The sequence below is a fragment of the Brevundimonas sp. S1H14 genome (genome assembly GCF_047716865.1).
In the GTDB taxonomy this organism is placed as follows: domain Bacteria; phylum Pseudomonadota; class Alphaproteobacteria; order Caulobacterales; family Caulobacteraceae; genus Brevundimonas; species Brevundimonas naejangsanensis.
The window spans coordinates 1-22,860 of record NZ_CP136679.1; the positions used below are offsets into that span (position 1 = coordinate 1).

Genomic DNA, 22,860 nt, shown 5'->3' on the forward strand with positions numbered 1-22,860 from the left:
GTGTTCTTCATGATCGGGGGCGTGGCGATGGCGGGTATGACGGATCCCAACCGTATCTGGACTGAGGCGGCGGACCGCCTGAAGGCTGAGATCGGCGACGGACCCTTCAGCAGCTATATCGCGCCTTCGGCGGTGCGCGTGGACTCTCAGGGCAATCTGATCCTGGTGACCCCGACCGCCTATGCGCGCGACTGGGTGCGCAAGAACGCCCTGCGCCGGATGAACGAGCTGTGGCTGGGCCTGGACGGCCTGTCGCGCCGTCTGGAGGTCCGTTGCCGCGCCGAGATGGGCTCCGTGCCCCCGGCCTCGGCCTCGCGTGAAGCCCCGCGCTTGTCCTCGATCAGCGCCGCGCCTGCGGCCGCCCCGACCGCACCCGCCTTCGCCCCGGCCACCGACGGCGCCCGCGCCGTGCGCGCTGCGGGCCTGCAGGAGCGCCTGACCTTCGACAGCTTCGTCGAGGGGCACGGCAACGCCTTCGCCCTGGCCATCGCCAAGCAGGTGGCGTCCTGGGCCGACGGCCACTTCAACCCCGTCTTCTTCTGCGGCCCTTACGGCTACGGCAAGACGCACCTGCTGAACGCCATCGCCTGGGAGGCGCAGCGCCTGCGCCCGGACGCCAAGGTGGTCTATCTGACCGCCGAACGCTTCCTGTCGACCTTCGTGCGCGCCATGCAGGACCGCTCGACCGCCGCCTTCAAGGAAAGCCTGCGCTCAGCCGACATGCTGCTGCTGGACGACGTCCAGTTCGTGGGCGGCAAGACCAGCACCCAGGAAGAATTGCTGAACACCCTCACGGCCCTGATCGAGGACGGCAAACGCATCGTCCTGTCGGCCGACCGCGCGCCGGTGGCCCTGACCGATGTCGAGCCGCGCCTGCGCAGCCACCTGGCCGCGGGCCTGACCTGCCCGGTCGAGGCGGCCGATCGCGACCTGAAGGTCGCCGTCGCCCAGTCGCGTCTGAACGCCCTGGCCAAGCTGGGCGTCGTTTCGGGCGAGGCCCGCGCTGATGTGCTGGAACATCTGGTGGACCGCACCCCCGGCTCGATGCGCGAGCTGGAAGGCGCCGTGAACACCCTGGCCGCCGTGGCCGGAAGCCGCCTGTCGACCCTGACCGTCGACGAAGTCCAGACCCTGCTGGGCGCCGCCCTGCGCACGGGTCCTGAGCGCCGCATCACTGTGGACGAGATCCAGAAGACGGTGGCCGAGCACTTCAACCTGAAACAGGCCGACCTGCTGAGCGAGCGCCGCACCCGCGCCATCGCCCGCCCGCGCCAGATCGCCATGTATCTGTGCAAGCAGCATACGACGCGCTCCTACCCCGACATCGGCCGCCGCTTCGGCGGGCGCGACCACACCACCGTCCTGCACGGGGTCCGCAAGATCGAGGAGCTGATGCCCAAGGACGACCAGATCGCCCGCGACGTCGAGGCCCTGACGCGCAAACTGCGCGGGTAAGCACTTCTCACTCGTCGTCATCCCGGCCGAAGCCGTCAGGCGAAGAGCCGGGACCGCCCAGGCCTCGACGGCAAGAAAGCGCGCCAAAGGGAGCGCGGGGCGCGCCCGGCTCCATTCCAGCCTCTGCGCTCTTGGCGGTCCCGGATAAGGGCTGCGCCCTTTCCGGGATGACGCGGGGGCGGAATGTGCGCAGTGCAAACAGGCGATCGCCTGTGGAAATCGGGGGCAGACGGCGCGCAGACGCCTCTGCCCGTTGCCCCTTTCGCTCAATGCGCTAGTGTTCCCGCCCATATTTACGGCGGCGCTGCTTCGACAGGGCCGCGACCGGGCGAGACCATATGCAGCTGACCATCGAACGTTCCGCGCTTCTTCGGGCCCTGGGGCACGTCCAGAGCGTGGTCGAGCGTCGCAACACCATTCCGATCCTGTCCAACGTGTTGCTGAGCGCCGGGCGCGACCGCCTGTCGTTCGCCGCCACCGACCTGGACATGGAGATGGTCGACGAGGCCGAGGCCCAGGTGAACGTCGAGGGCCAGATCACGGCCCCGGCCCACACCCTGTATGAAATCGTGCGCAAGCTGCCGGACGGGGCCGAGGTGTCGCTGACCTATTCGGGCGACGATCCGCGTCTGGTGGTGGCGGCGGGCCGTTCGCGCTTCAACCTGCCGGTGCTGCCGGCGGGCGACTTCCCGGTCATGTCGACCGAGGCGTCGGGCGCGCGCTACACCCTGCCCAAGGAAGACCTGGCGCGCCTGATCGACAAGACGCGCTTCGCCGTCTCGACCGAAGAGACCCGCTACTATCTGAACGGCCTTTATCTGCACACCGTGGCCGACGGCGGCATTCCGCTGCTGCGCGCCGTGGCCACGGACGGTCACCGCCTGGCCTTGGCCGAAACCCCGGCGCCGGAAGGCGCGGCGGGCGGCCCCGGCGTCATCGTGCCGCGCAAGACGGTGGATCAGGTCCGCCGCCTGCTGGACGACGGCGCCGGCCCGGTCGAGGTCCAGGTCTCGGCCCAGAAGATCCGCTTCGAGTTCGGCGAGGCCAGCCTGACCTCCAAGGTCATCGACGGCGCCTTCCCCGACTATCTGCGCGTCATTCCCAAGGGCAACGACAAACAGGCCGACATCGACAACAGCCTGTTCGCCAAGGCCGTGGACCGCGTCGCCACCATCTCGGCCGAGAAGAGCCGCTCGGTGAAGCTGGCCTTCGACAACGACCGGGTGAAGCTGACCGTCCGCAACATGGAGGCCGGTCAGGCCGAGGAAGAAGTCGAGATCGGCTATTCCGACGAGCCGTTCGAAATCGGCTTCAACGCCCGCTACCTGCTGGACGTCGCTGGCCAGATCACCGGCGAGACGGCCCACTTCAAGTTCGCCGATCCCGCCAGCCCGACGCTGGTCCTCGACCCGGCCGACGTGGGCGTCCAGTACGTGTTGATGCCGCTGCGGGTGTAGGGCTAGCCGGTGCTGCCCCTCTTCCGCTCATCCGGGCGGACGCCGGGACCCAGTGAGAACCGGGGACGGTCGGCCGGATGTTCTACGTCTACATTCTGGCCAGTCGCCGCAACGGCACGCTCTATACCGGCTCTACGGATGACTTGCTGAAACGGGTCGCCGAGCATCGCGAGAAGCTGCGCGACGGGTTCACCGCCCGCTACGCTGTCTCTCGTTTGGTTTGGTATGAGGCTCATAACAGTCGAGAGACCGCCTTTCTTCGCGAGCGACGCATCAAGGAATGGCGGCGCGAGTGGAAGCTGGACCTGATCGAGCGTATGAACCCTGAATGGGCTGATCTGTTCGAGACGCTCCTTTGAACCGCGCCGCTTGCGGCCAATGCACTGGGTCCCGGCGTCCGCCGGGATGAGCGGATAGATTGAGCCTCACCTCCCTCGCCCTCACCGACTTCCGCTCTTACGCGGGCGCGACCCTGCCGGTTTCCGGCGGGACGGTGGTGCTGCACGGGCCGAACGGGGCGGGAAAGACCAATCTGCTGGAAGCCATCAGCCTGCTGACCCCCGGCAAGGGGCTGCGCGGTGCGACGGCCGCCGAGATGGGACGGCGCGAGCCGGGCGAGGCGGTCGGGCGGCCCTGGGCCGTGGCGGCGACGCTGCAGGCAGCCGACGGCGACGAAGTGCGTCTGGGCACCGGCGTGCAGACGATGGGGCCGTCGGCGCGGCGCATCGTGCGTATCGACGGCGAGACAGCGCCGCCGGGCCGGCTGCTGGATCATCTGCGCCCCGTCTGGGCCACGCCGGAGCAGGATCGGCTGTTCTCGGATGCGCGGGCCGAGCGGCTGCGTTTCTTCGACCGGCTGGTTTTCGCCGCCCATCCTGACCATGCCGCTGTCGTCTCGACCTATGAAAAGGCCCTGCGCGAGCGGCTGCGCCTGCTGACCGACGAGACACGCCCGGCCGATCCCCTGTGGCTGGACGCGCTGGAGGCCCGGCTGGCCGAGAGCGGCGCCCGAGCCGCCGTGGCGCGCGCCTCTGCCCTGCAAGAGCTTCAGGCCGGGATCGACGCCCGCGCCGACCGCCCTTTTCCTCAGGCCGATCTGGGGCTGGCCGGTCCGGCCGAAGAGATGGCTGCGGCGGGCGCGGACGAGGCCGACATCATCGAGGCGCTGGGCGAAGGCCTGATGCGCGCCCGCGTCCGCGACGCCGCCGCCGGACGCAGCCTGTTCGGCCCGCACCGCTCGGACCTCACCGCCCTGCACCGCGAGAAGAACCGGCCCGCCGCCGAAGGTTCGTCGGGCGAGCAGAAGGCCCTGGCGCTGAACCTGATCCTGGCCCAGGTGACGCGCCTGGCCCATCCTGAATCCGGGCGCCCCGCCCAACCGATCCTCCTGCTGGACGAGGCCCCCGCCCATCTGGACGAAGCCCGCCGCGCCGCCCTGTTCGACGAGATCGAGGCGCTGAAGCTTCAGGCCTTCATGACCGGGACGGAGCGCCCGCTGTTCGCGGCGCTGGAAGGCCGTGCGCAGTTCGTGGCGGTGGAAGGCGGCGGGCTGTCCGGATAGGGCTTAAAGGCTCGCTTTTCCCGTCAAATTTCCTATATATCGGAGACTTCGGGACGTGCTGATTTGCACGCCTGAGACGGGCGGCCTGCGTGTCGCCTCTTCCCTGTCCGCCTGCGGACCCTGAGCCGACGTTTTCATGACCGAACAGACTGCTCCCTCGCCCGAGTACGGCGCCGATTCCATCAAGGTTCTCAAAGGCCTGGACGCGGTGCGCAAGCGCCCCGGCATGTATATCGGCGACACGGACGACGGCTCGGGCCTGCACCACATGGTCTATGAGGTGGTGGACAACGCCATCGACGAGGCCCTTGCCGGGCACGCCGATCTGGTCACCGTCACCCTGAACGAGGACGGCTCGGTCACCGTGACCGACAACGGGCGCGGCATTCCGGTGGCCACCCACACCGAGGAAGGCATTTCGGCGGCCGAAGTCATCATGACCCAGCTGCACGCCGGCGGTAAGTTCGACCAGAACTCCTACAAGGTGTCCGGCGGCCTGCACGGCGTGGGCGTCTCGGTGGTCAACGCCCTGTCGGACTGGCTGGAGCTGGTCATCTATCGCGAGGGCAAGAAGCACAGCGTGCGCTTCGAGCGCGGCGACACCGTGCGGTCGCTGGCGGTCATCGGCGACGCGCCGATGCGCGAGGACAAGGGCCGTCTGCTGACCGGCACCGAGGTCACCTTCTACCCGTCGATCGACACCTTCAGCCACATCGACTTCGACCTGAAGACGCTGGAGCACCGCCTGCGCGAAATGGCCTTCCTGAACTCAGGCGTGGTCATCAAGCTGAGCGACAATCGCGGGCCCGAGCCGGTCGAGATCCTGCTGCACTATGAAGGCGGCGTCGAAGCCTTCGTGCGCCACCTCGACAAGTCCAAGACGCCGATCCTGAAGGACGTCATCGTCATCCGCGGCCAGAAGGACGGCATTGAGCTGGACCTGGCCCTGTGGTGGAACGACTCCTACCACGAGACGATGTTGTGCTTCACCAACAACATCAACCAGCGCGACGGCGGCACCCACCTGTCGGCCTTCCGCGCCAGCCTGACCCGCGTCATGGGCGCCTATATCGAAAGCTCGGGGCTGGCCAAGAAGGAGAAGGTCTCCGTCTCGGGCGAGGATGCGCGCGAGGGCCTGACCTGCGTCCTGTCGGTCAAGGTGCCCGACCCGAAATTCTCCAGCCAGACCAAGGACAAGCTGGTCTCGTCCGAGGTGCGCCCGGCCGTTGAAAGCTTGTGCTCCGAGGGTCTGTCGACCTGGTTCGAGGAACACCCGGTCGAGGCCAAGCTAGTCGTCTCCAAGATCATCGAGGCCGCTTCCGCCCGTGAAGCCGCCCGCAAGGCGCGCGACCTGACCCGCCGCAAGTCAGCGCTGGAGATCTCCTCCCTGCCCGGCAAGCTGGCCGACTGTCAGGAACGCGATCCGGCCAAGTCCGAACTGTTTATCGTCGAGGGCGACTCGGCCGGCGGCTCGGCCAAGCAGGCGCGCAACCGCGAGAACCAGGCCGTCCTGCCCCTGCGCGGCAAGATCCTGAACGTCGAGCGCGCCCGCTTCGACCGGATGCTGTCGTCCGACACCATCGGCACCCTCATCCTGGCGCTGGGCACGGGCATCGGCCGCGACGATTTCGACGCCGACAAGCTGCGCTATCACAAGATCATCCTGATGGCCGACGCCGACGTCGACGGCGCCCACATCCGCACCCTGCTGTTGACCTTCTTCTATCGTCAGATGCCGGAGCTGATCGAGCGCGGCCACGTCTACATCGCCCAGCCGCCGCTCTATAAGGTCTCCAAGGGCAAGCAGCACCGCTACATCAAGGATCAGGCCGAGATGGACGCCTACCTGATCGAGGAAGGCAGCGCCGAGGCGACGCTGGAGCTGGCCTCGGGCGAGGTGCGCGCCAGCATGGACCTGCAGGAACTGGTTCGCGAGGCCAAGGCGTTCAAGGCCCTGGTCGATCGTCTAGCCAGCCGCGCCCCCGCCTTCGCCATCGAACAGGGCGCGTTGGCGGGCCTGTTCGACGAGAGCACAGGCGAACTGTCCGACCGCGCCGCGCGCGCGGCCGAGCGGCTGAACCTCTACGCCGAAGAGGGCGACGGTCCGTGGAGCGGCGAACTGGCCGCCCAGGGCGGCGTGGCCTTCACCCGCGTGCGCCGCGCCGTCAGCGAGACCATCGTGCTTGACGAGGTGCTGGGCCGTTCGCTGGACGCCCGCCGTCTGGCCGAGCGCGCCGCCGCCTTCGACGGCCTGTTCGCCACCCCGGCCGTCTATCGCCGCAAGGACAAGACCACGACCATCCGCGGCCCGCTGGACCTGCTGGCGGCCGTTCTGGACGCGGGCAAGAAGGGCATCGCCATCCAGCGCTACAAGGGTCTGGGCGAGATGAACCCGGAACAGCTGTGGGAGACGACGCTGGACGCCAACGCCCGCACCCTGCTTCAGGTCAAGGTCGAGCATGGCGACGACGCCGACGACCTGTTCGCCAAGCTGATGGGCGATGTGGTCGAGCCCCGCCGCGAGTTCATTCAGGAAAACGCCCTGGACGCCGCCGTCGACGCCTGACGGCTGGAGCGAAATCGGTTCACATGCGATCGCATGTGAACCCAGATATTCGCTCAAGTGATTGATCTGGACCATTGATCTGAGTTCGGATTGATCCAGTCCGAACCGATAATGGTCTAGCGCGAAATCGGTTGAGCTGGACGCAGGTCCGGCTCAACTCAGATATTCGCTCCAGATCAATGGTCTAGAGCATCACCATGACCGTGTGCGCGAGCAGGACGATCAGTCCCGCTCGCTGCACCGCCGCGCCCGGCCAGATCAGCATGGGGATGATGCAGGCGAAACGGACGCCCTGATAGATCAGCAGCATCGGTATAACCGGCGCGATCGGCTCGTTCAGCTTCAGAATATAGACGACATTGACGATGGTGCTGGCGAGCACCGGGATCAGCAGAGCGCCGACGAGCACCGTGCGGTGCTGGGCGTAATAGGTCTCCAGCGACGCGACTTCATCATAGCGGGGCCGGATGACCTGGCTGATGAAGATGTACGGCAGGGCCATCGCCAGACAGACCAAAAGCTCCCCCGCCCCCAGCCTCATGTCGGCCTGGGCGCGGAACAGAGACAACCACTGCTGACAGGCCGCTGTCAGCACGACGGCGCCCAGAAGAGGGACCGTCCACCCGATCATCACCCGGCCGCGCGCCTTGTACATTTCGGCGAAGGCCGTCGCGACATTGGCCACCGCCAGCCCGAGCAGAAGGGCGTAAAAGGCGAAGAGCGCGTCGAATTCCTGCATAGCGTCCCCCGATCGTCGGGACGCATTAGTAACCCCGTTTTTTGAGATCGAAAGCGCTTATTCGTTCAGCCTGCCGAGGGCGCTGGGAGGGCCTCGCCTAAGCGATCTCGACCCGGTTACGGCCGTTCTGCTTGGCGCGGTACAGGGCGTCGTCGGCTTGCTTGACCAGATAGTTCTCATCCGGATGGCCGCCATGTTCGGCGGCGCCGATGGACACGGTGACGTGGAAGGGCGCCAGGCCCGACGCCGTGATGGCCTTGGCCGCCAGGGCCTGACGCATCCGTTCGGCGATGATCGCGGCCTGACGCAGACCGGTTTCAACCAGGACGATCAGGAACTCCTCGCCGCCATAACGGAAGACGAAGTCGCTGGGCCGCACGTTCTCGGTCACGGCCTCGGCCACCTGGCGCAGCACCTCGTCGCCGATCGGGTGGCCGTGTGTATCGTTGATCCTTTTGAAATGGTCCACGTCGAGCAGCAGCACCGACAACGGCGTGTGGTTGGCGTTGGCGAAACCGATCTCGCGGCTCAGGATCGACGACAGGAAGCGCCGATTCAGGGCGCGCGTCAGCGGGTCGCGTCCGCCTTCCATCCCCGCCAGCCCCTGGAACATCTCGTTCAGCAGGAAGGCGACCTCGTCCACCGCCGCCTCCAGCGCCTCCAGCGGCCCGACCAGTTCAGACGAGGCCGCGCCCGGCGTGAAACGGGGCAACAACTCGCCGTCGATACGCTCCATCGCCGCGTTCAGACGCGCCAGATGCGGCGAGCCGTCAAACAGAAAGTCGGCCCGGTGACGGATCCACAGGCCGAAGGGCGAGGCGCTGAGCGCGCCCGCCCCCTCCACCCCGCCCGACGCCAGGATGCGGAACAGTGTCTTCTGGCTCCATTCCATCAGGCCCGCGCGCTGGCTCTCGCGCTCGAAATGGATGTCCTGGTCCAACGAGAAAAGGCGATAGGCCTCGTCCAGCCGCGCGCGATTGCTGGCACCCTTTTCATAGGACTGGCTCATCAGGCGCAGGGCGTGGTCGATGCGCTCGCCGGACAGCCGCAACAGGTCGAAGGCGGCCGGGTCGCAGGCCAGGACGTCCGCCAGTCGCCCCTTCAGCACCGCCGCCCCCGCCATGACCAGATGCATCGGAATCTTGATGCGGGCGTGAACTTCGCCGATCTTGACCTGGCGCGCGACAAAGGCGGCTTCGTCGCCATCAACCTCGGGCGCGAACAGGTCGATCAGCCAGCGACGCAGAGACGGGCTCAGCCGCTCCTGCACCACCGAATGATGCAGGAAGGCGCGCGCCTCCTCATGCGCCAGCAGCGCATCGTAGAAGGCCGCCACCAGGGCCTCGGCGTGGTCCTGAACCAATTGACGCAGGCGGCGCACCGACGCCGGATCGGCGACGCCGAACTGCGCGGCGTCCTGAGTGTCGGCAAGCGCCGGAAATGAAGGCTGCAAGATACGGCTCGATACTGTTACGCGGCGTCGCATCGACGCCCGGCCGGCCTTAGCCCCAAGCGATCAGGCGGACAAGCCGACCGGGCCTCGCCTCATGGTCAGCGCGAGTCGGGGCGCCCGGCTTCGATAAAGGCGCGGATCGTCGGGAACGTCGCCGTCCCGCGCTTGTCCTCGCACACGATCTCCTTGACGTAGGAGTCCAGAGAATTGCGCACGACCGGCTCGAAATCATAGCCGTCGTCGATCCGCTCCTGCTCGGCGCCGTCCGGACCGTAATACACCTCTTCGCCCGCCTTCGACTGATTGGCGGCGCAGCGGAAGCTGACGGTCCCGATGCTGTGCGACAGATCGGTCGGCTCGCCCTTGGCGGGGACGCGGGCCAGCCGGGCGCTGGTGACGCCGCCGGCCTGGGCTATGGAATCGACATCCACCATGAAGGCGGTGGCCGAGCTGCGTGAAATGACGTTCCAGTTCTCGGCCAGGGCGGGCGATGCGGCCAGACCCAGCACAGAGGACAGGACAATGATGGATTTCTTCATGAGAACCTCCCCAGGTCCGGTGATTTCACTCCTGATCTTCGCAAATTTCAATCCATCGCGCCAAAAGCCTGTCGCCGAGGTTTCGCCGCTATCTGACGGCAGTTTGGCGCCATGAGCCGGTTTTCCGCTGTCCTGACCGCCCTTTTCCTGAGCCTGACGACCGTGGCGGCGCCCGCTGCGGCGCGTTCGCCCGCCGTCGCGACCGTCAGCCCCGACGTCGCGCCCGCCGGTTTCCAATCCTCGCGCATCGTCGTGGAAACGCGGGGCCAGGGGCCGGACGTGGTGCTGATCCCCGGCCTGGCCTCGACCTCGGCGGTCTGGAGCCGCACAGCGGCCGCGCTGCAGGACCGCTACCGGGTGCACCTGATCACGGTGCGCGGCTTCGGCCCGCTGGCGGCGGCCGGCAACGCCGAAGGCCGCATCGGCGGCCCGGCGGCGGCGGAGATCCTGCGTTACATCAATGAAGCGGGTCTGGATCGTCCCGCCCTGATCGGCCATTCGATGGGCGGGCAGATGGCCCTGCGCGTCGCGGCCGAGGGCGGGCCCCGCGTCGGCCGGGTCATGGTGGTGGACGCCTCGCCCTTCTTCCCGTCCCTGATCAGCCCCGGCTCGACGGTGGGCGATGTCGAGCCTCTGGCGCGGCTGGCCTATCAGGGCCTGATGCTGCTGGGCGATCAGGCCCTGCGCACTCAGGCCGCCTCTCTGGGCCTTGAACTGGGCGGCGCGGCCGACAGCCTGTTCAACGGCCTGGGCTGGCAGGGGGGCGACCGGCGCGTTCTGGCTCAGGGCCTGTACGAAGTGATGACGGTGGATCTGCGCTCTCGCCTGCCGCTGATCCAGGCCCCGGTCACCGTCGTCTATGGCTGGAGCCCCGACGCCGACAGCCCGCGCAGCCACGTCGACGGCCTGTTCCGCGACGGCTACCGCTCCCTGCCCCGCCCGGCGACCTTCGAGCGGATCGAGGGCGCCGAGCACATGGTCATGATCGACCGACCGCGTCAGTTCCAGCAGGCGGTCGACCGCTTCCTGCGCTGAGGCTTCAGTTCGGCTGAAGCCTGCGGATCGAGGCCAGCAGGCCGGCGTCGTCGCTCATGTCGCCCTCGATGACATACTGGGGCCGCTGCGGCTCGTTGTTGCCGCGCGCCCGCCCGCGATAGACCTTCATCGGCACGGCGATCTGGGCCAGTCCGCTGGGCAGGGTCGGGTTGCGGATTTCCATGTAAACGGTGTCTGCCGAGGTCTCGCGACCGACCTGGACCGCGCCCGCGGTCTTCCACAGATCGACGGCGTCCAAGCAGGCCGAGCCGCAGCTGGAATCGGTCAGGACATAGACACGGCCCGCCATCAACTGGGGCGCGGGCGGGGGCGGGCCGGCGTCTTCCGGGGCTTCGTCGTTGGCGCTGCGCCAATAGGTCTGACCGGCAGCCTGGGCGGTCTTCATGCCGTTCACGGCGGTCTCGGCCCAGGTGATGTACTCGGGAGAGCCGTTCGAAGCGCGAAGTTGGCCGAGGAAATCCGAAATCTGGGCGATGTTGCCGTCCGAGGCGCGCCATTCGACGGCTTCGATGGCCGGCTCGGGGTGGGCGATCATCCAGTCGTCGCCCCACAGGATTTGCGCCATCAGCTGGCTCCAGTGCGAGGAGCCGCCGCCGTTGCCGCGAAGGTCCAGCACCACATAAGGGGCCGCGCGCAGGGCCTCCTGCTTGGTCTTCATGTCGGCGATCAGGGCGGTAAGCTCCGCGTGGGTCTCGCTGGACGGATCGCCGTTGAACGAGGGCGTCGAGATCCACATGCCGCCGTCGTCGAAATGTTTCAGGCCGAAGTCGGGCCAGGCGCGCTGGGCCAGTTTAGCGCGGCGGGCGCCGAGGTCGTCGGGCGTGGCGCGCCAGCTGAGGGCGTAGGTCCGGGTCGCGCCGTCAGCCTCGAAGCGGCACTGACGCATCTCGCTGATCCACGGATTCTGGGCGCTGAGGAACTGCCACTCGCCGAAGAGGACGCGTTGGGCTTCCAGGAACCAGCGGCCCCGGAACTGGCCGATGCGCTGCTCGGCCAGGGCCTCGGCGGCCACGCCGTCGCAGTCGATCAGTTTGGCGCCCAACGGGGGCGTGGCGGCGTCGGCTTCGTCGCGGTCGGCCACCACCTGATCGGCGCCGCGATAGACGGTCAGGAAGCCGGGCCAGCGCGTGGCGAAGCCGTAGTTCGGCTGGGTGACGTTGATGCCGACATGGCCGTCCTCGAAGCTGGCGACATAGGCCCGCAGCGCCCACCACCAGCCGCCCGCGTCGCTGGTGGTTCTGGCCCGCTCCAGCGCGACGGTCAGGCCTTCCTCCAGTCGCGGCCTGAAGGCGGGGTTGAGAGGGTCATAGGTGCCGGGGTGGCTGTCGATCATGATGTCGTGCAGGCCGGTGGCGTCCTGAACCAGGGTCGCCGACCAGTCGCGCGGCTGGTCCATCGGCTTGGCCGCGTCGCTCGCTTCTTGAGCCTGAGCCGCGCTCGTCATCGCCAGACAGGCCGCGCACGACGCCAGAAACCGCTTCATGTCCAATCTCTCTCCCGGTGTGGGAGCAAGAAATGACAGGGCGGCGAGGGGCCTTCCAGTTACGCTTTGGTCATGGTCGCCGGTCAGTCAGAGGCGGCCAGCGCCTCCAGCACGCCCTTGCCATAGCGTTCCAGCTTGCCCGCGCCGACGCCGGAGATGACGGCCAACTGGTCCAGCCCGCGCGGCTCCTGCAGGGCGATCTCAACCAGAGTCTTGTCCTGGAAGATGACATAGGGCGGCACGCGCTGTTCAACGGCGCGGTCGCGGCGCCAGGCGCGCAGGGCCTCGAAGCGGGCGCGCACATCGGCGTCCAGCCCCTCGACCGCCAGATTGCGCCCGGCGTTGCGGCGCGGCTTGTCCAGCGCCACGGCCCGGATCGGCGCCTGACGCACCTGCACCGGCCGCTCGCCGCGATAGACGGCCCTTACCGCCTGCGCCTCGCCTAATCGGATGATCGGCTTGCCGTCGTTGGGGTCCTCGACCAGCAGGCCCTCGAACAGCAGATGGTCGATCACATCGCGCCATGCGGCCAGCGACAGGTCAGCGCCGATGCCCCAGGTCGACAGCCCGGCCTCCCACGGCTGGACGTCCTTGGTCTTGCCCAGCAGGTGATCGACCACGCGCGTCCGGCCGAAGCGTTCGCCCAGCCGCTGGACCGCCGCCAGCGCCTTCTGCGCCGGCACCACGGCGTCGAAGGTGGCGGGCGGGTCGCCGCAGATGTCGCAGACGCCGCACGGCTGGGCGTCCTGCTCGCCGAAATAGCGCCGCACGGCCTGGGGCCGACAGGTCGCGCCGTCCAGCATGGCGAACAGGTGGCGCACCTTGCGGGTCTGAACCTGTTTGACCTCCTCGGCCATCGGCCGCCCCTCAAGGCGACGTAGGGACCAGGCGATATCCGACGGGCCGTAAAGGGTGATGCCCTCAGCCGGTTCGCCGTCGCGCCCCGCGCGGCCGATCTCCTGCCAATAGGCCTCCAGAGAACCGGGCGGATCGGCGTGGATGACGAAGCGCACGTCCGGCTTGTCCACCCCCATGCCGAAGGCGATGGTCGCGACCATGACGGCGCCGTCCTCGGCCAGGAAGCGCTCCAGCCGCCGGTCGCGCTCGCGGGCGTCGAAGCCGGCGTGATAGGCGATGGCGTTGCTTCCGGCGTCTCTCAGGGCGTCGGCCACCCGCTCGCAGCCGTCGCGGCTTCCGCAATAGACCACGCCCGACTTGCCGCGCCGTTCGCGCACCAGTTCGATGACGGCGGCGTCGGTGCGGGCGCGCGAGCCGTTGACCTTGCGTTCGGCCGACAGCTGAAGATTGGGCCGGGCGAAGCTGTCGACGAAGACCCGCGCCTCGCCCAGCCGCAGCGAGGCCAGAATGTCGTCGCGCGTGCGGGCGTCGGCGGTCGCCGTCACCGCGATGCGGGGCGTGCCGGGGAAGGTCTCGGCCAGGCGGCCCAGGGTGCGATAATCGGGCCGGAAGTCATGGCCCCACTGAGACACGCAGTGCGCCTCGTCGATGGCGATCAGGCTGATCGGCAGTTCGGCCAGCCGCTCCAGCATGGCGCCAGACGCCAGCCCTTCGGGCGAGACGTAGAGCAGGTCCAGCTCGCCCGCCCGCGCCGCCCGCCATACGGCCGAACGCTCGTCCATCGTCAGGCCCGAATCCAGACGGGCGGCGGCCACCCCCTGCTGTTTCAGCGCCTCGACCTGATCAGTCATCAGGGCGATCAGCGGCGACACGACCAGACCGACGCCGGGCCGCAGGATGGCGGGCACCTGATAGCAGACGCTCTTGCCGCCGCCGGTCGGCAGCACGGCCATCACATCGCGTCCGGCCAGAACCTCCTGGATCACATCGGCCTGCAGGCCCCGAAAATCGGCATGGCCCCAGACCCGCTCCAGCAGCTTCCGCGCCTCGTCCAGGGTCGGAAAGGCGGCGTCGGTCGGGCGAGGGTCGAACATGGCGGGCGTTGTGCCGTATTCGTTCCGAGGTGTCATCCCGTCATCGCCGCGCAGTCGCGATGCGCGGCCCCCGTTGTCACGAGACCGCTTTCGGGCTTACCTCCGCGCAACAACGGAAAAAGAGCCCCGCATGACGGACACGCCCGCCGGAACCGGCAAACGCATCGAACTGACCATACGCGCCCTGATCCTGGGGTGTCTGCTGGCGGCGGTCTTCACGGCGGCCAACACCTATCTGGGCCTGAAGGTCGGCCTGACCTTCGCCTCGGCCATTCCGGCGGCGGTCATTTCGATGGCCCTGCTGCGGGCGTTCCGGGGCTCGACCATCTGGGAGAATATGACCGTCCAGACCGTCGCCTCGGTCGGCGGCGCCATGAGTTCGATCATCTTCGTCCTGCCCGGCCTGGTCATGATCGGCTGGTGGATGGACTTCCCGTTCTGGGAATCGATGATGATCTGCATCCTCGGCGGCGTACTGGGGGTGACCTTCTCCATCCCCCTGCGCCGCACCCTGGTCGTTCAGGGCGGCCTGCCCTACCCCGAAGGCGTCGCCGCCGCCGAGGTGCTCAAGGTCGGCTCGCCCGGCGCTGAACAGACCGAAGAGGCCGTGCGCGAGAACCGGTCGGGCCTGTTCGTGGTCATCGGCGGGGCGATCGCCTCGGCCTTCTTCGGCTTCCTGGCCGCCGCGCGGGTCTTCGCCGCCGAAACCGCCGCCTTCCTGCGCCTTCCTGCCGCGCTGGGCGGCGGGGCCACCGGCGTCGGCTTCTCCATGCAGTTCGCCCTTCTGGGCGCCGGTCACCTGATCGGCCTGGCCGTCGGCCTGACGCAGCTGTTCGGCCTCGTTCTGGCCTGGCTGATCTTCGTGCCCATCCTGACCTCGCCAGAGTTCGCGGCCTGGGCCGTGGCCCACGGCCTGCCGTCGGTGGCCGCCTCCGTCCCGGCCGACGCCGGGGCGGAAGGCCTGGCCATGACCGTCTGGGCGCAGGAGGTCCGCTTCATCGGCGCCGGCGTCATCGGCGTGGCCGCCCTGTGGACCCTGGCCAAGCTGGCCAAGCCTTTGGTCGCGGGTCTGGCCTCGGCCCTGACGGCCCAGTCGCGCCGCGCCCACGGCGAGGCGCTGGAGCTGACCGAGCAGGACATTCCCATCAAGATCGTCGGCCTGTTGTCGGTCGCCGCCCTGGTCGGCATCGCCGTCCTGCTGGCGATCGTGGCCCAGGGCACGGCCCTGGCCGGTTCGGCGCCCCTGCTGGTCATCGGCGGCCTGGTCTATGTCGTGGTCATCGGCTTCGCCGTGGCGGCCATCTGCGGCTATATGGCCGGGCTGATCGGCTCGTCCAACAGCCCCGTCTCGGGCGTCGGCATCCTGGCCATCATCATCGCCTCTCTGCTGATGCTGGGCGTCCTGGCCGTGGCGGGCGTACCGGCCGACCCTTCGGTCATCGCCTTCGCCCTGATCGTCACCGCCATCGTCTTCGCCGTGGCCGTCATCGCCAACGACAACCTGCAGGACCTGAAGACCGGCCAACTGGTCGAGGCAACCCCCTGGCGTCAGCAGACCGCCCTTCTGGTCGGCGTCGTCGCCGGCGCCCTGGTCATCCCCTTCGTGCTGGACATGATGAACCAGGCCTTTGGCTTCGAAGGCGGCCCGCCCGCCATCGTGCAAGGATCACAGACGCTGGCGGCGCCTCAGGCCACCCTGATCTCGGCCCTGGCCAAGGGGGTCATCTCGGGCGACCTGCGCTGGGACCTGATCGGCATCGGCGCCGTGGTCGGCGTTCTGGTCATCATCCTCGACGTCGTCCTGCGCCGCACGACCAACGACAAGATCAAGCTGCCGCCGCTGGCTGCGGGCATCGGCGTCTATCTGCCTGCCGCAGTCACCACCATGCTGGTCATCGGCGCGGTCTGCGGCTGGCTGTACGACCGGGCGGTCCGGTCGACCCGTTATGCCGATGTGGCCCGCCGCATGGGCGTGCTGCTGGCGTCCGGCCTGATCGTCGGCGAGAGCCTGTTCGGCGTCTTCACCGCCGCCGTGATCGTCAGCGCCAAGAACGAAGCGCCCTTCGCCCTGCTTCCGGCCGACAGCGGCTGGCCCGCCATGTGGGCCGGGCTGATCGCCTTCGCAGGTCTGACCTACGCCCTGTACGCCTGGGTGCGCCGCCGCGCCGCCAAGGTCTAAGGACGACCTATAGAGCGGCGGCGAACGCCTCCGCCGCCCGACTGGCGCCGCGTTCGCGGTGCCGCAGCCGATAGAAGGGCCGCTCGGGCAGGTCGAGCGGCAGACGGACCAGCCGCCCCGCCTCGATCAGGGGCCGGGCGGCCAGTTCCGAGATGGCGGTGACAAGGCCGCCCCCTGCGCCGCCGCCGGCCGCCACCGCCGTCAGGATGGCTTCATTGGACGGCAGCACCAGCGCTGTCTTCAGGTCGAACGCGGCGATACCGCGCGGCAGGGCCGCCTCGAACTCGCTACGGGTGCCCGAGCCGGGCTCGCGCAAGGCCCAGTCCAGCGCTTTCAGGTCCGCCGCCGTCAGCGCCGCCTCGCGTCCGACCAGCGGATGATCCGGCGCCGCCACCACGATCAGCCGATCGGCGCCGATACGAATCCGCTCCAGACGCGGCGCATCCTCGGCCCCCTCGATCAGACCCAGTTCCGCCTCGCCCGCCAGCACGGCCTCGACGACCCGATGGGTGTTGCCGATCGACAGATGCAGCTCCACGCCCGGATGGCTCTGGGCGAAGGCGGCCATGCGCGGCGGCAGCCAATAGGCGGCGATGGTCTGGCTGGCGAACAGCCGCACCGAGCCGCGCTTCAGCCCCGCCAGCTCGTCCAGCAGCCGTTCGGCCGCCTCGGCCCGCGCCAGCACCGCCCTGGCTTCCGGCAGAAAGGCCGTCCCCGCCGCATTCAGCGCCAGCCCCCGCCCAACCCGGTCGAACAGCCGTGTTCCGTGCCGCGTCTCCAGCGCGTGAACCGCCGCGCTGACCGCCGACTGCGTCAGATGCAACGCCTCGGCCGCTCGCGTCATATGCAGGCGGTCGGCCACGGCGACGAAGATGCGGAGTTGTTCCAGCGTCATGCGTAATTGATCAAATATATTGATCGTTAAGTCCATAACTAGGCGTTGGATTGATCAGATGACAGCGCCGATAAGGCGGTCATGACCGTCGCCCTCGACCCCGCCGCCCCCTCTAGTCGCCTGATCGGCCCTCTGCGGCTGCTGCCTGGCGTGGCCCTGTCCGCCGCCATCGGCGCCGTCGCCTTCGGCCTTCAGTTGTTCGAGGCGCGCCTGTTCGGGCAGGCGTGGATCGAGGGGCTGGTGCTGGCCATCCTGATCGGTGCGGCCCTGCGTCTGGTGTGGACGCCGTCGTCGCTATGGTCGCCGGGCGTCAGCTTCAGCGCCAAGACCCTGTTGGAGGTGGCCGTGGCCCTGCTGGGCGCCACCGTCTCGGGCGCGGCCGTCGCGGCATTGGGGCCGTGGCTGCTGCTGGCCATCGTCGGCGTCGTCGCCCTGGCCATCCTCGGCGGCTATGCCCTGGGCCGGGCCTTCGGCCTGCCGCACGCGATGGCCCTGCTGGTCGCCTGCGGCAACGCCATCTGCGGCAACTCCGCCATCGCCGCCGTCGCCCCCGTCATTGAGGCCGAGGGACAGGATGTCGCCGCCGCCATCGGCTTCACCGCCGTTCTGGGCATCGCCGTCGTGCTTCTGGTCCCCGTGGTCGGCGCCCTGATGGGCTATGACGCCACGCGCGTCGGGGTGCTGGCGGGCCTGACCGTCTACGCCGTGCCGCAGGTGCTGGCCGCCGCCGCGCCCGCCGGTCTGGCCGCCGTGCAGACAGGCGCCGTGGTCAAGCTGGTGCGCGTGCTGATGCTGGGACCGGTCTGTCTGGTTCTGGGCCTGATGCGGTCGAAGCAGGCCGCAGGCGGGCGCGGGCCGAAGCTGCATCAGATGGTGCCCTGGTTCATCCTGGTCTTTCTGGCCCTGATGGCGGTGCGTTCGCTGGGCTGGCTGCCGGAAGCGATCCTGCCGCCGCTGCAGGTTTCGGTTTCGGCCCTGACGCTGATCGCCATGGCGGCGCTGGGGCTGATGGTCGATCCGCGCGCCGTGGTCCGGGCCGGACCGCGCGTCGCCGCCGTCGCCGCCCTGTCCGCCCTGCTGATCGGCGTCCTGGCCCTGGGCGTGATCGCCTTCCTTCCGCTGGGTTGATCGGCAGGACGCGCACCGGACTGGCGTTTTGGCCCGCATCCCTGTAAGAGGCGCCCCGAACCCTTCCCTTTTCTGCAATCTTCTTGCAGCGGCGCGGCCCATCCGTGACCGAACACAGTCCGCCCGAGCCCGACATGAACCTTCGTAACGTCGCTATCATCGCCCACGTCGACCATGGCAAGACGACCATGGTGGACGCCCTTCTGGCCCAGTCCGGCCTGTTCCGCGCCAATGAGGCGACGACCGAACGCGCCATGGACTCCGGCGATCAGGAGCGTGAGCGCGGCATCACCATCCTGGCCAAATGCACGTCGATCCTTTGGAACGGCAAGGCGGGCGAAACGCGCATCAACATCATCGACACGCCGGGCCACGCCGACTTCGGCGGCGAGGTCGAACGCATCCTGGGCATGGTGGACGGCTGCGTCCTGCTGGTCGACGCCGAAGAGGGCGTCATGCCCCAGACCAAGTTCGTGCTGACCAAGGCGCTGAAGATGGGCCTGCGTCCCATCCTGTGCATCAACAAGGTCGACCGCGCCCACGCCGACCCGGACCGCGTGCTGAACGAGACCTTCGACCTGTTCGCCGCCCTGGGCGCCACGGACGAGCAGCTGGACTTCCCCGTCATTTACGCCTCGGGCCGTTCGGGCTGGGCGACGCTGGATCTGGCCCAGCCGAACGACAACCTGCACCCGCTGTACGACCTGATCGTCGACCACGTCCCGGCCCCGGCCGCCCAGGCGCGCGTCAACGAGCCGTTCCAGATCCTGAACGTCCTGATCGAAAGCGACCCCTTCCTGGGCCGCCTGCTGACCGGTCGCATCCACTCGGGCAAGGCGGTTCCGGGCATGGCCATCAAGGCCCTGTCGCGCGACGGCAAGACCATCGAACAGGGCCGCATCACCAAGGTGCTGGCCTTCCGCGGCCTGAAGCGCCAGCCGATCGACGAGGGCGTCGAGGCGGGCGACATCGTCGCCATCGCCGGCATGTCCAAGGCCACCGTGGCCGACACCCTGTGCGCGCTGGAAGTGACCGAGGCGCTGGACGCCCTGCCGATCGATCCGCCCACCATCTCCATGACCGTGGGCGTGAACGACAGCCCGCTGGCCGGCCGCGAAGGCGACAAGGTCCAGTCGCGCGTCATCCGCGACCGCCTGCTGAAGGAAGCCGAGGCCAACGTCGCCATCCGCATCACCCAGACGCCGGACTCCGACGCCTATGAAGTCGCCGGTCGCGGCGAACTGCAGCTGGGCGTGCTGATCGAGAACATGCGCCGCGAAGGCTTCGAACTGTCGATCAGCCGTCCGCGCGTGGTCTATCAGACCGGCGAGAACGGCGAGCGCATGGAGCCGATCGAAGACGTCGTCATCGACGTCGACGACGAGTTCTCGGGCGTGGTCATCGAGAAGCTGTCGGCCCGCAAGGCCGAGCTGACCGACATGGGCCCCTCGGGCGCCGGCAAGACCCGCATCCAGCTGAAGTGCCCGTCGCGTTCGCTGATCGGCTATCAGGGCGAGTTCCTGACCGACACGCGCGGCTCGGGCGTGCTGAACCGCGTCTTCAGCCACTATGAGGGCCACAAGGGCGCTATCGAGGGCCGTCTGAAGGGCGTGCTGGTGTCGAACTCGGACGGCGACACGGCGGCCTTCGCCCTGTGGAACCTGGAAGACCGCGGCGTCATGTTCGTCGGCGCCGGCGAAAAGACCTACCAGGGCATGATCATCGGCGAGAACAGCCGCTCCGACGACCTGGACGTCAACCCGATCAAGGGCAAGCAGCTGACCAACGTCCGCGCCTCGGGCAAGGACGAGGCCGTGCGCCTGACCCCGGCGCGCAAGATGAGCCTGGAGCAGGCCATCGCCTATATCGAGGAAGACGAACTGGTCGAGGTCACGCCCAAGTCGATCCGCCTGCGCAAGGAGGTCCTGAACCCCTCCTTCCGCAAGAAGCGCGTCCGCGCCGACTGATGCGATATCTCCCTCCCCTTCATGGGGAGGGTGGCCGAGCCGTCAGGCGAGGCCGGGTGGGGGCGGCGCGGCGAACAGCCCGCCGCCTTTGTCTTGCCTGATGCAGAAGCGCATGGCCGTTTCGCGCAGCCCTCCCCACCCGGCGCTGCGCGCCACCCTCCCCATGAAGGGGAGGGAAAAGATCGCTAGCGCCTCAATCCCAGCAGCCCCAGCCAGCCGCCGCTGGTCAGCAGGGCCACGTCCAGCAGGGCCAGAGGCAGCGGCGTGCTGGGCGGGGCGGCGATGAACTTTGATCGCCAGGCGGGGCCGAACTTGGCCTTGTAGGCGCGCAGGCCCTGGAAGCCGTAGACGGCGCCGCCTTCCTCGAACACCAGGGCGCCGACCCGGGCGAAGACCGGAGCCGTCCGCCGGTCCTCAAGGCCCGACAGCGGCGCCATGCCCAGATCCAGCCGCGCCAGACCTTGATCGCGCGCCCACTGCGCGGTGCGGGTGAACAGATAGTCCATCACCCCGTTCGGCCCCTGGGGGTCGTAGCGCATCAGGTCGATCATGACCTCCCCGCCGCCCGCCCCGCTCAACAGATTGGCGAAGGCGACGATGCGGCCGTTCTCGCGCACCAGGGCCAGGGGCTGGCGGTCCAGGTAGTCGATATCGAACCGGCCGAGCGAAAAGGCCTTCTCCGAGCCGTTGTGGTGCCTCAGCCAGACGTCCGACACGGCGCGCAGTTCGGCCTCCAGCCCGCGCGCCGCGCCGGGCGGGGCCACTTCGAAACCGGCGCCCTCGCGTTCGGCGCGGTTGACGGCGGTGCGCAGGTTCTGCCTGCCCTTGCCCTCGGTCGTGAACCGGGCGGTGTCGATCACGGCGGCTTCCCCGACCTTGCGGACCGCCAGACCCAGGGTCGCCAGGTCCGCCAGCAGCCCTTCGCCTACCGAATAGAAGACCGCCGCCCCGCCGTAACTGTCGGCCAGCTGGGCGAAGGTCCACAACAGCTCCAGCCGTTCCGCCGCCAGGCCCGCCGGTTCGCCCATGGCGATCCAGCGGCGCCCCCGCACGCGATAGGCGATGAAGCTGCGGCCGGACGGACTGAACAACAGGGCCTTGTCGCCCAGCAGGGCCAGCTCCGCCTCGGGAGCGGCCAGTTCAGCGCTCCTCAGCGCCTGCCGGGCGCGTTCGACCTCTTCCGGGGCGGCGGGGCCGTGGGTGCTGGCGCCCGGCGCCGTCGTCAGCGAACGTATGGCCACCGCCAGGGTCAGCACCGCCAGCACCGCCCCGGCGCGCAGGAAGCCCGACGCCTGTTTGTCGACAAGAAAGGTCCACCACAGCTCGTCCGTATAGGCGGTGTCGCGATAGGCGAAGAAGCCCAGCCACAGCATGGCCGCCACCGCCGCCGCCAACATGAGCAGCCACCCCGGCCGCAGCGGCTCTCCCAGACGCGAGCGGCGATTGAAGGCCGCCCGGCATGGCGTCAACAGGGCCGCCGCCACCGTCAGTTCGATCGCCTGGGCCCAGTCCAGCCCCCTCAGCAACGAAAAGACCGCTCCGACCAGAAGGACCGCCAGCGCCGCATAATAGGCGCCGCGCCGCCGTCGCCACAGCCCCGCCGAGATCAGCAGCAGAACAAAACCGGTCACGCTGGCGGCGAAGTGCGACAGGTCGATCAGCAGCGGCGGATAGAAACGGCCCAGCGCCGCCAGCCGGTCATTGAAAGCCGGCGTCACCGCCGACAGCAACATCACCCCGCCCAGCAGGAAGGTGGCGGCCGCAAACATCTGCGGCGTCAACTCATAGGCCAGGCCCGCGAGGCGGCGCGTGATGCGCCACGGGTCATGTTTTGCGCTGGTTTTGGTCAACCACCCTCCGGTGAGCAAGAATCGGCCGTTTGGGGCCAGTAAAAGGTCATTTCAGGGCAGACGAAACCATCCGCGATCACAGGGGTTCATTTTTTCGCGAGCGCCGAGCTCGCCTTCCAGGAGTTTCTCATGATCCGCAAAACCGCCCTGCTGACCGGCATCGCCGGCGCCTTGTTCATCGCCGCCCCTGCCTTCGCCCAGGACGCCACGACGTCGCAGACGCCCGAACCGGCTCCCGCTGAGGCGGCTGCGGCTCAACCGCAGAGCCTGACCCTGACGCCGGGTACGACCGTCAAGAGCGCTGACGGCTCCGAGATCGGCAAGCTGGTCGGCGTCCAGAACGGCGCCAACGGCCAGGAACTGACGGTCCGCACCGCCGATGGCCAGGTCCGCCCGGTGCCGCTGGCCGGCATCCGCCAGGACGGCTCTGACATCGTTGTCGACGCCAGCGCTTCGGATGTCCAGTCGGCCCCGCCGATTCCTTCGGATACGGCCGAGCCGACCCCGGACGCCGCTCCGGCTGATGCGCCGAGCAGCGACGAGCCGACCGGCGATGAACCGACCGACGAACCTTACTAAG

The 22,860-nt window shown here is 68.6% G+C and carries 17 protein-coding genes; 10 read left to right on the top strand and 7 right to left on the bottom strand.

Annotated elements, in window-relative coordinates; all coding sequences use genetic code 11:
• The first annotated feature begins 27 nt into the window (after nt 1–27).
• From dnaA to gyrB, 5 genes are all read left to right on the top strand, one after another.
• Complete coding sequence (dnaA, locus tag RSD66_RS00005) at nt 28–1,455, top strand: chromosomal replication initiator protein DnaA (RefSeq protein ID WP_415288554.1); 1,428 nt, start codon at nt 28–30, stop codon at nt 1,453–1,455.
• A 338-nt stretch (nt 1,456–1,793) separates the two neighbouring features.
• A complete protein-coding gene (dnaN, locus tag RSD66_RS00010; RefSeq protein ID WP_003166402.1) occupies nt 1,794–2,912 on the top strand; it encodes a DNA polymerase III subunit beta in 1,119 nt (372 codons plus the stop codon).
• A gap of 77 nt (nt 2,913–2,989) precedes the next feature.
• On the top strand, nt 2,990–3,271 hold the full coding sequence (locus RSD66_RS00015) for a GIY-YIG nuclease family protein (RefSeq protein ID WP_024355022.1): 282 nt from the start codon (nt 2,990–2,992) through the stop codon (nt 3,269–3,271).
• 59 nt (nt 3,272–3,330) lie between these two features.
• Nucleotides 3,331–4,473 carry a DNA replication/repair protein RecF gene (gene recF, locus RSD66_RS00020; RefSeq protein WP_415288555.1) on the top strand — a complete coding sequence of 381 codons (1,143 nt, stop codon included), beginning with the start codon at nt 3,331–3,333 and terminating at the stop codon, nt 4,471–4,473.
• 136 nt (nt 4,474–4,609) lie between these two features.
• Nucleotides 4,610–7,039, top strand: a complete 2,430-nt coding sequence (gyrB, locus tag RSD66_RS00025) for a DNA topoisomerase (ATP-hydrolyzing) subunit B (protein ID WP_415288556.1) — start codon at nt 4,610–4,612, stop codon at nt 7,037–7,039.
• A 184-nt stretch (nt 7,040–7,223) separates the two neighbouring features.
• On the opposite strand, the gene RSD66_RS00030 is transcribed toward gyrB, so the two are convergent.
• From RSD66_RS00030 to RSD66_RS00040, 3 genes are all read right to left on the bottom strand, one after another.
• On the bottom strand, nt 7,224–7,778 hold the full coding sequence (locus RSD66_RS00030) for a hypothetical protein (RefSeq protein ID WP_119413781.1): 555 nt from the start codon (nt 7,776–7,778) through the stop codon (nt 7,224–7,226).
• Between the two features lie 97 nt (nt 7,779–7,875).
• Nucleotides 7,876–9,231 carry a diguanylate cyclase gene (locus tag RSD66_RS00035; protein ID WP_119413782.1) on the bottom strand — a complete coding sequence of 452 codons (1,356 nt, stop codon included), beginning with the start codon at nt 9,229–9,231 and terminating at the stop codon, nt 7,876–7,878.
• A 98-nt stretch (nt 9,232–9,329) separates the two neighbouring features.
• Nucleotides 9,330–9,770 (bottom strand): hypothetical protein, encoded by a 441-nt coding sequence (locus RSD66_RS00040; RefSeq protein WP_024355028.1) that lies wholly within the window; start codon nt 9,768–9,770, stop codon nt 9,330–9,332.
• 111 nt (nt 9,771–9,881) lie between these two features.
• On the opposite strand from RSD66_RS00040, the gene RSD66_RS00045 reads away from it, so the two are divergent.
• Nucleotides 9,882–10,805: an alpha/beta fold hydrolase gene (locus RSD66_RS00045; RefSeq protein ID WP_024355029.1), complete on the top strand. Its 924-nt coding sequence runs from the start codon at nt 9,882–9,884 to the stop codon at nt 10,803–10,805.
• Between the two features lie 4 nt (nt 10,806–10,809).
• Here the strand turns inward: RSD66_RS00045 and RSD66_RS00050 are convergent, their stop codons facing one another.
• Together RSD66_RS00050 and recQ are read right to left on the bottom strand one after the other, a co-directional pair.
• Entirely contained in the window at nt 10,810–12,309 is a 1,500-nt protein-coding gene (locus RSD66_RS00050) for a S41 family peptidase (protein WP_415288557.1), read from the bottom strand.
• 83 nt (nt 12,310–12,392) lie between these two features.
• Nucleotides 12,393–14,261: a DNA helicase RecQ gene (gene recQ, locus RSD66_RS00055; protein WP_415289612.1), complete on the bottom strand. Its 1,869-nt coding sequence runs from the start codon at nt 14,259–14,261 to the stop codon at nt 12,393–12,395.
• Between the two features lie 130 nt (nt 14,262–14,391).
• Here recQ and RSD66_RS00060 point away from each other — a divergent pair, with 130 nt between their 5' ends.
• Nucleotides 14,392–16,440 (top strand): OPT family oligopeptide transporter, encoded by a 2,049-nt coding sequence (locus RSD66_RS00060; RefSeq protein WP_415288558.1) that lies wholly within the window; start codon nt 14,392–14,394, stop codon nt 16,438–16,440.
• 7 nt (nt 16,441–16,447) lie between these two features.
• Here the strand turns inward: RSD66_RS00060 and RSD66_RS00065 are convergent, their stop codons facing one another.
• Nucleotides 16,448–17,335, bottom strand: a complete 888-nt coding sequence (locus RSD66_RS00065; RefSeq protein WP_415288559.1) for a LysR family transcriptional regulator — start codon at nt 17,333–17,335, stop codon at nt 16,448–16,450.
• An 81-nt stretch (nt 17,336–17,416) separates the two neighbouring features.
• On the opposite strand from RSD66_RS00065, the gene RSD66_RS00070 reads away from it, so the two are divergent.
• Together RSD66_RS00070 and typA are read left to right on the top strand one after the other, a co-directional pair.
• Nucleotides 17,417–18,463: a YeiH family protein gene (locus RSD66_RS00070; RefSeq protein ID WP_415288560.1), complete on the top strand. Its 1,047-nt coding sequence runs from the start codon at nt 17,417–17,419 to the stop codon at nt 18,461–18,463.
• 134 nt (nt 18,464–18,597) lie between these two features.
• Nucleotides 18,598–20,430: a translational GTPase TypA gene (typA, locus tag RSD66_RS00075; protein WP_024355035.1), complete on the top strand. Its 1,833-nt coding sequence runs from the start codon at nt 18,598–18,600 to the stop codon at nt 20,428–20,430.
• A gap of 185 nt (nt 20,431–20,615) precedes the next feature.
• On the opposite strand, the gene RSD66_RS00080 is transcribed toward typA, so the two are convergent.
• Nucleotides 20,616–22,280, bottom strand: a complete 1,665-nt coding sequence (locus tag RSD66_RS00080) for a phosphatidylglycerol lysyltransferase domain-containing protein (RefSeq protein ID WP_415288561.1) — start codon at nt 22,278–22,280, stop codon at nt 20,616–20,618.
• Between the two features lie 129 nt (nt 22,281–22,409).
• On the opposite strand from RSD66_RS00080, the gene RSD66_RS00085 reads away from it, so the two are divergent.
• Nucleotides 22,410–22,859, top strand: a complete 450-nt coding sequence (locus tag RSD66_RS00085; RefSeq protein ID WP_119413791.1) for a superoxide dismutase — start codon at nt 22,410–22,412, stop codon at nt 22,857–22,859.
• Nucleotide 22,860 lies beyond the last annotated feature (1 nt).

Bases quoted from the DNA above. Each gene is read 5' to 3' on its own strand.
- RSD66_RS00060 (WP_415288558.1), top strand. From the start codon at position 14,392: ATGACGGACACGCCCGCCGGAACCGGCAAACGCATCGAACTGACCATA.
- typA (WP_024355035.1), top strand. From the start codon at position 18,598: ATGAACCTTCGTAACGTCGCTATCATCGCCCACGTCGACCATGGCAAG.
- gyrB (WP_415288556.1), top strand. From the start codon at position 4,610: ATGACCGAACAGACTGCTCCCTCGCCCGAGTACGGCGCCGATTCCATC.
- RSD66_RS00045 (WP_024355029.1), top strand. From the start codon at position 9,882: ATGAGCCGGTTTTCCGCTGTCCTGACCGCCCTTTTCCTGAGCCTGACG.
- RSD66_RS00085 (WP_119413791.1), top strand. From the start codon at position 22,410: ATGATCCGCAAAACCGCCCTGCTGACCGGCATCGCCGGCGCCTTGTTC.
- RSD66_RS00070 (WP_415288560.1), top strand. From the start codon at position 17,417: ATGACCGTCGCCCTCGACCCCGCCGCCCCCTCTAGTCGCCTGATCGGC.
- RSD66_RS00065 (WP_415288559.1), bottom strand. From the start codon at position 17,335: ATGACGCTGGAACAACTCCGCATCTTCGTCGCCGTGGCCGACCGCCTG.
- recQ (WP_415289612.1), bottom strand. From the start codon at position 14,261: ATGTTCGACCCTCGCCCGACCGACGCCGCCTTTCCGACCCTGGACGAG.
- RSD66_RS00015 (WP_024355022.1), top strand. From the start codon at position 2,990: ATGTTCTACGTCTACATTCTGGCCAGTCGCCGCAACGGCACGCTCTAT.
- RSD66_RS00040 (WP_024355028.1), bottom strand. From the start codon at position 9,770: ATGAAGAAATCCATCATTGTCCTGTCCTCTGTGCTGGGTCTGGCCGCA.
- dnaA (WP_415288554.1), top strand. From the start codon at position 28: ATGGCGGGTATGACGGATCCCAACCGTATCTGGACTGAGGCGGCGGAC.
- RSD66_RS00050 (WP_415288557.1), bottom strand. From the start codon at position 12,309: ATGAAGCGGTTTCTGGCGTCGTGCGCGGCCTGTCTGGCGATGACGAGC.
- dnaN (WP_003166402.1), top strand. From the start codon at position 1,794: ATGCAGCTGACCATCGAACGTTCCGCGCTTCTTCGGGCCCTGGGGCAC.
- RSD66_RS00030 (WP_119413781.1), bottom strand. From the start codon at position 7,778: ATGCAGGAATTCGACGCGCTCTTCGCCTTTTACGCCCTTCTGCTCGGG.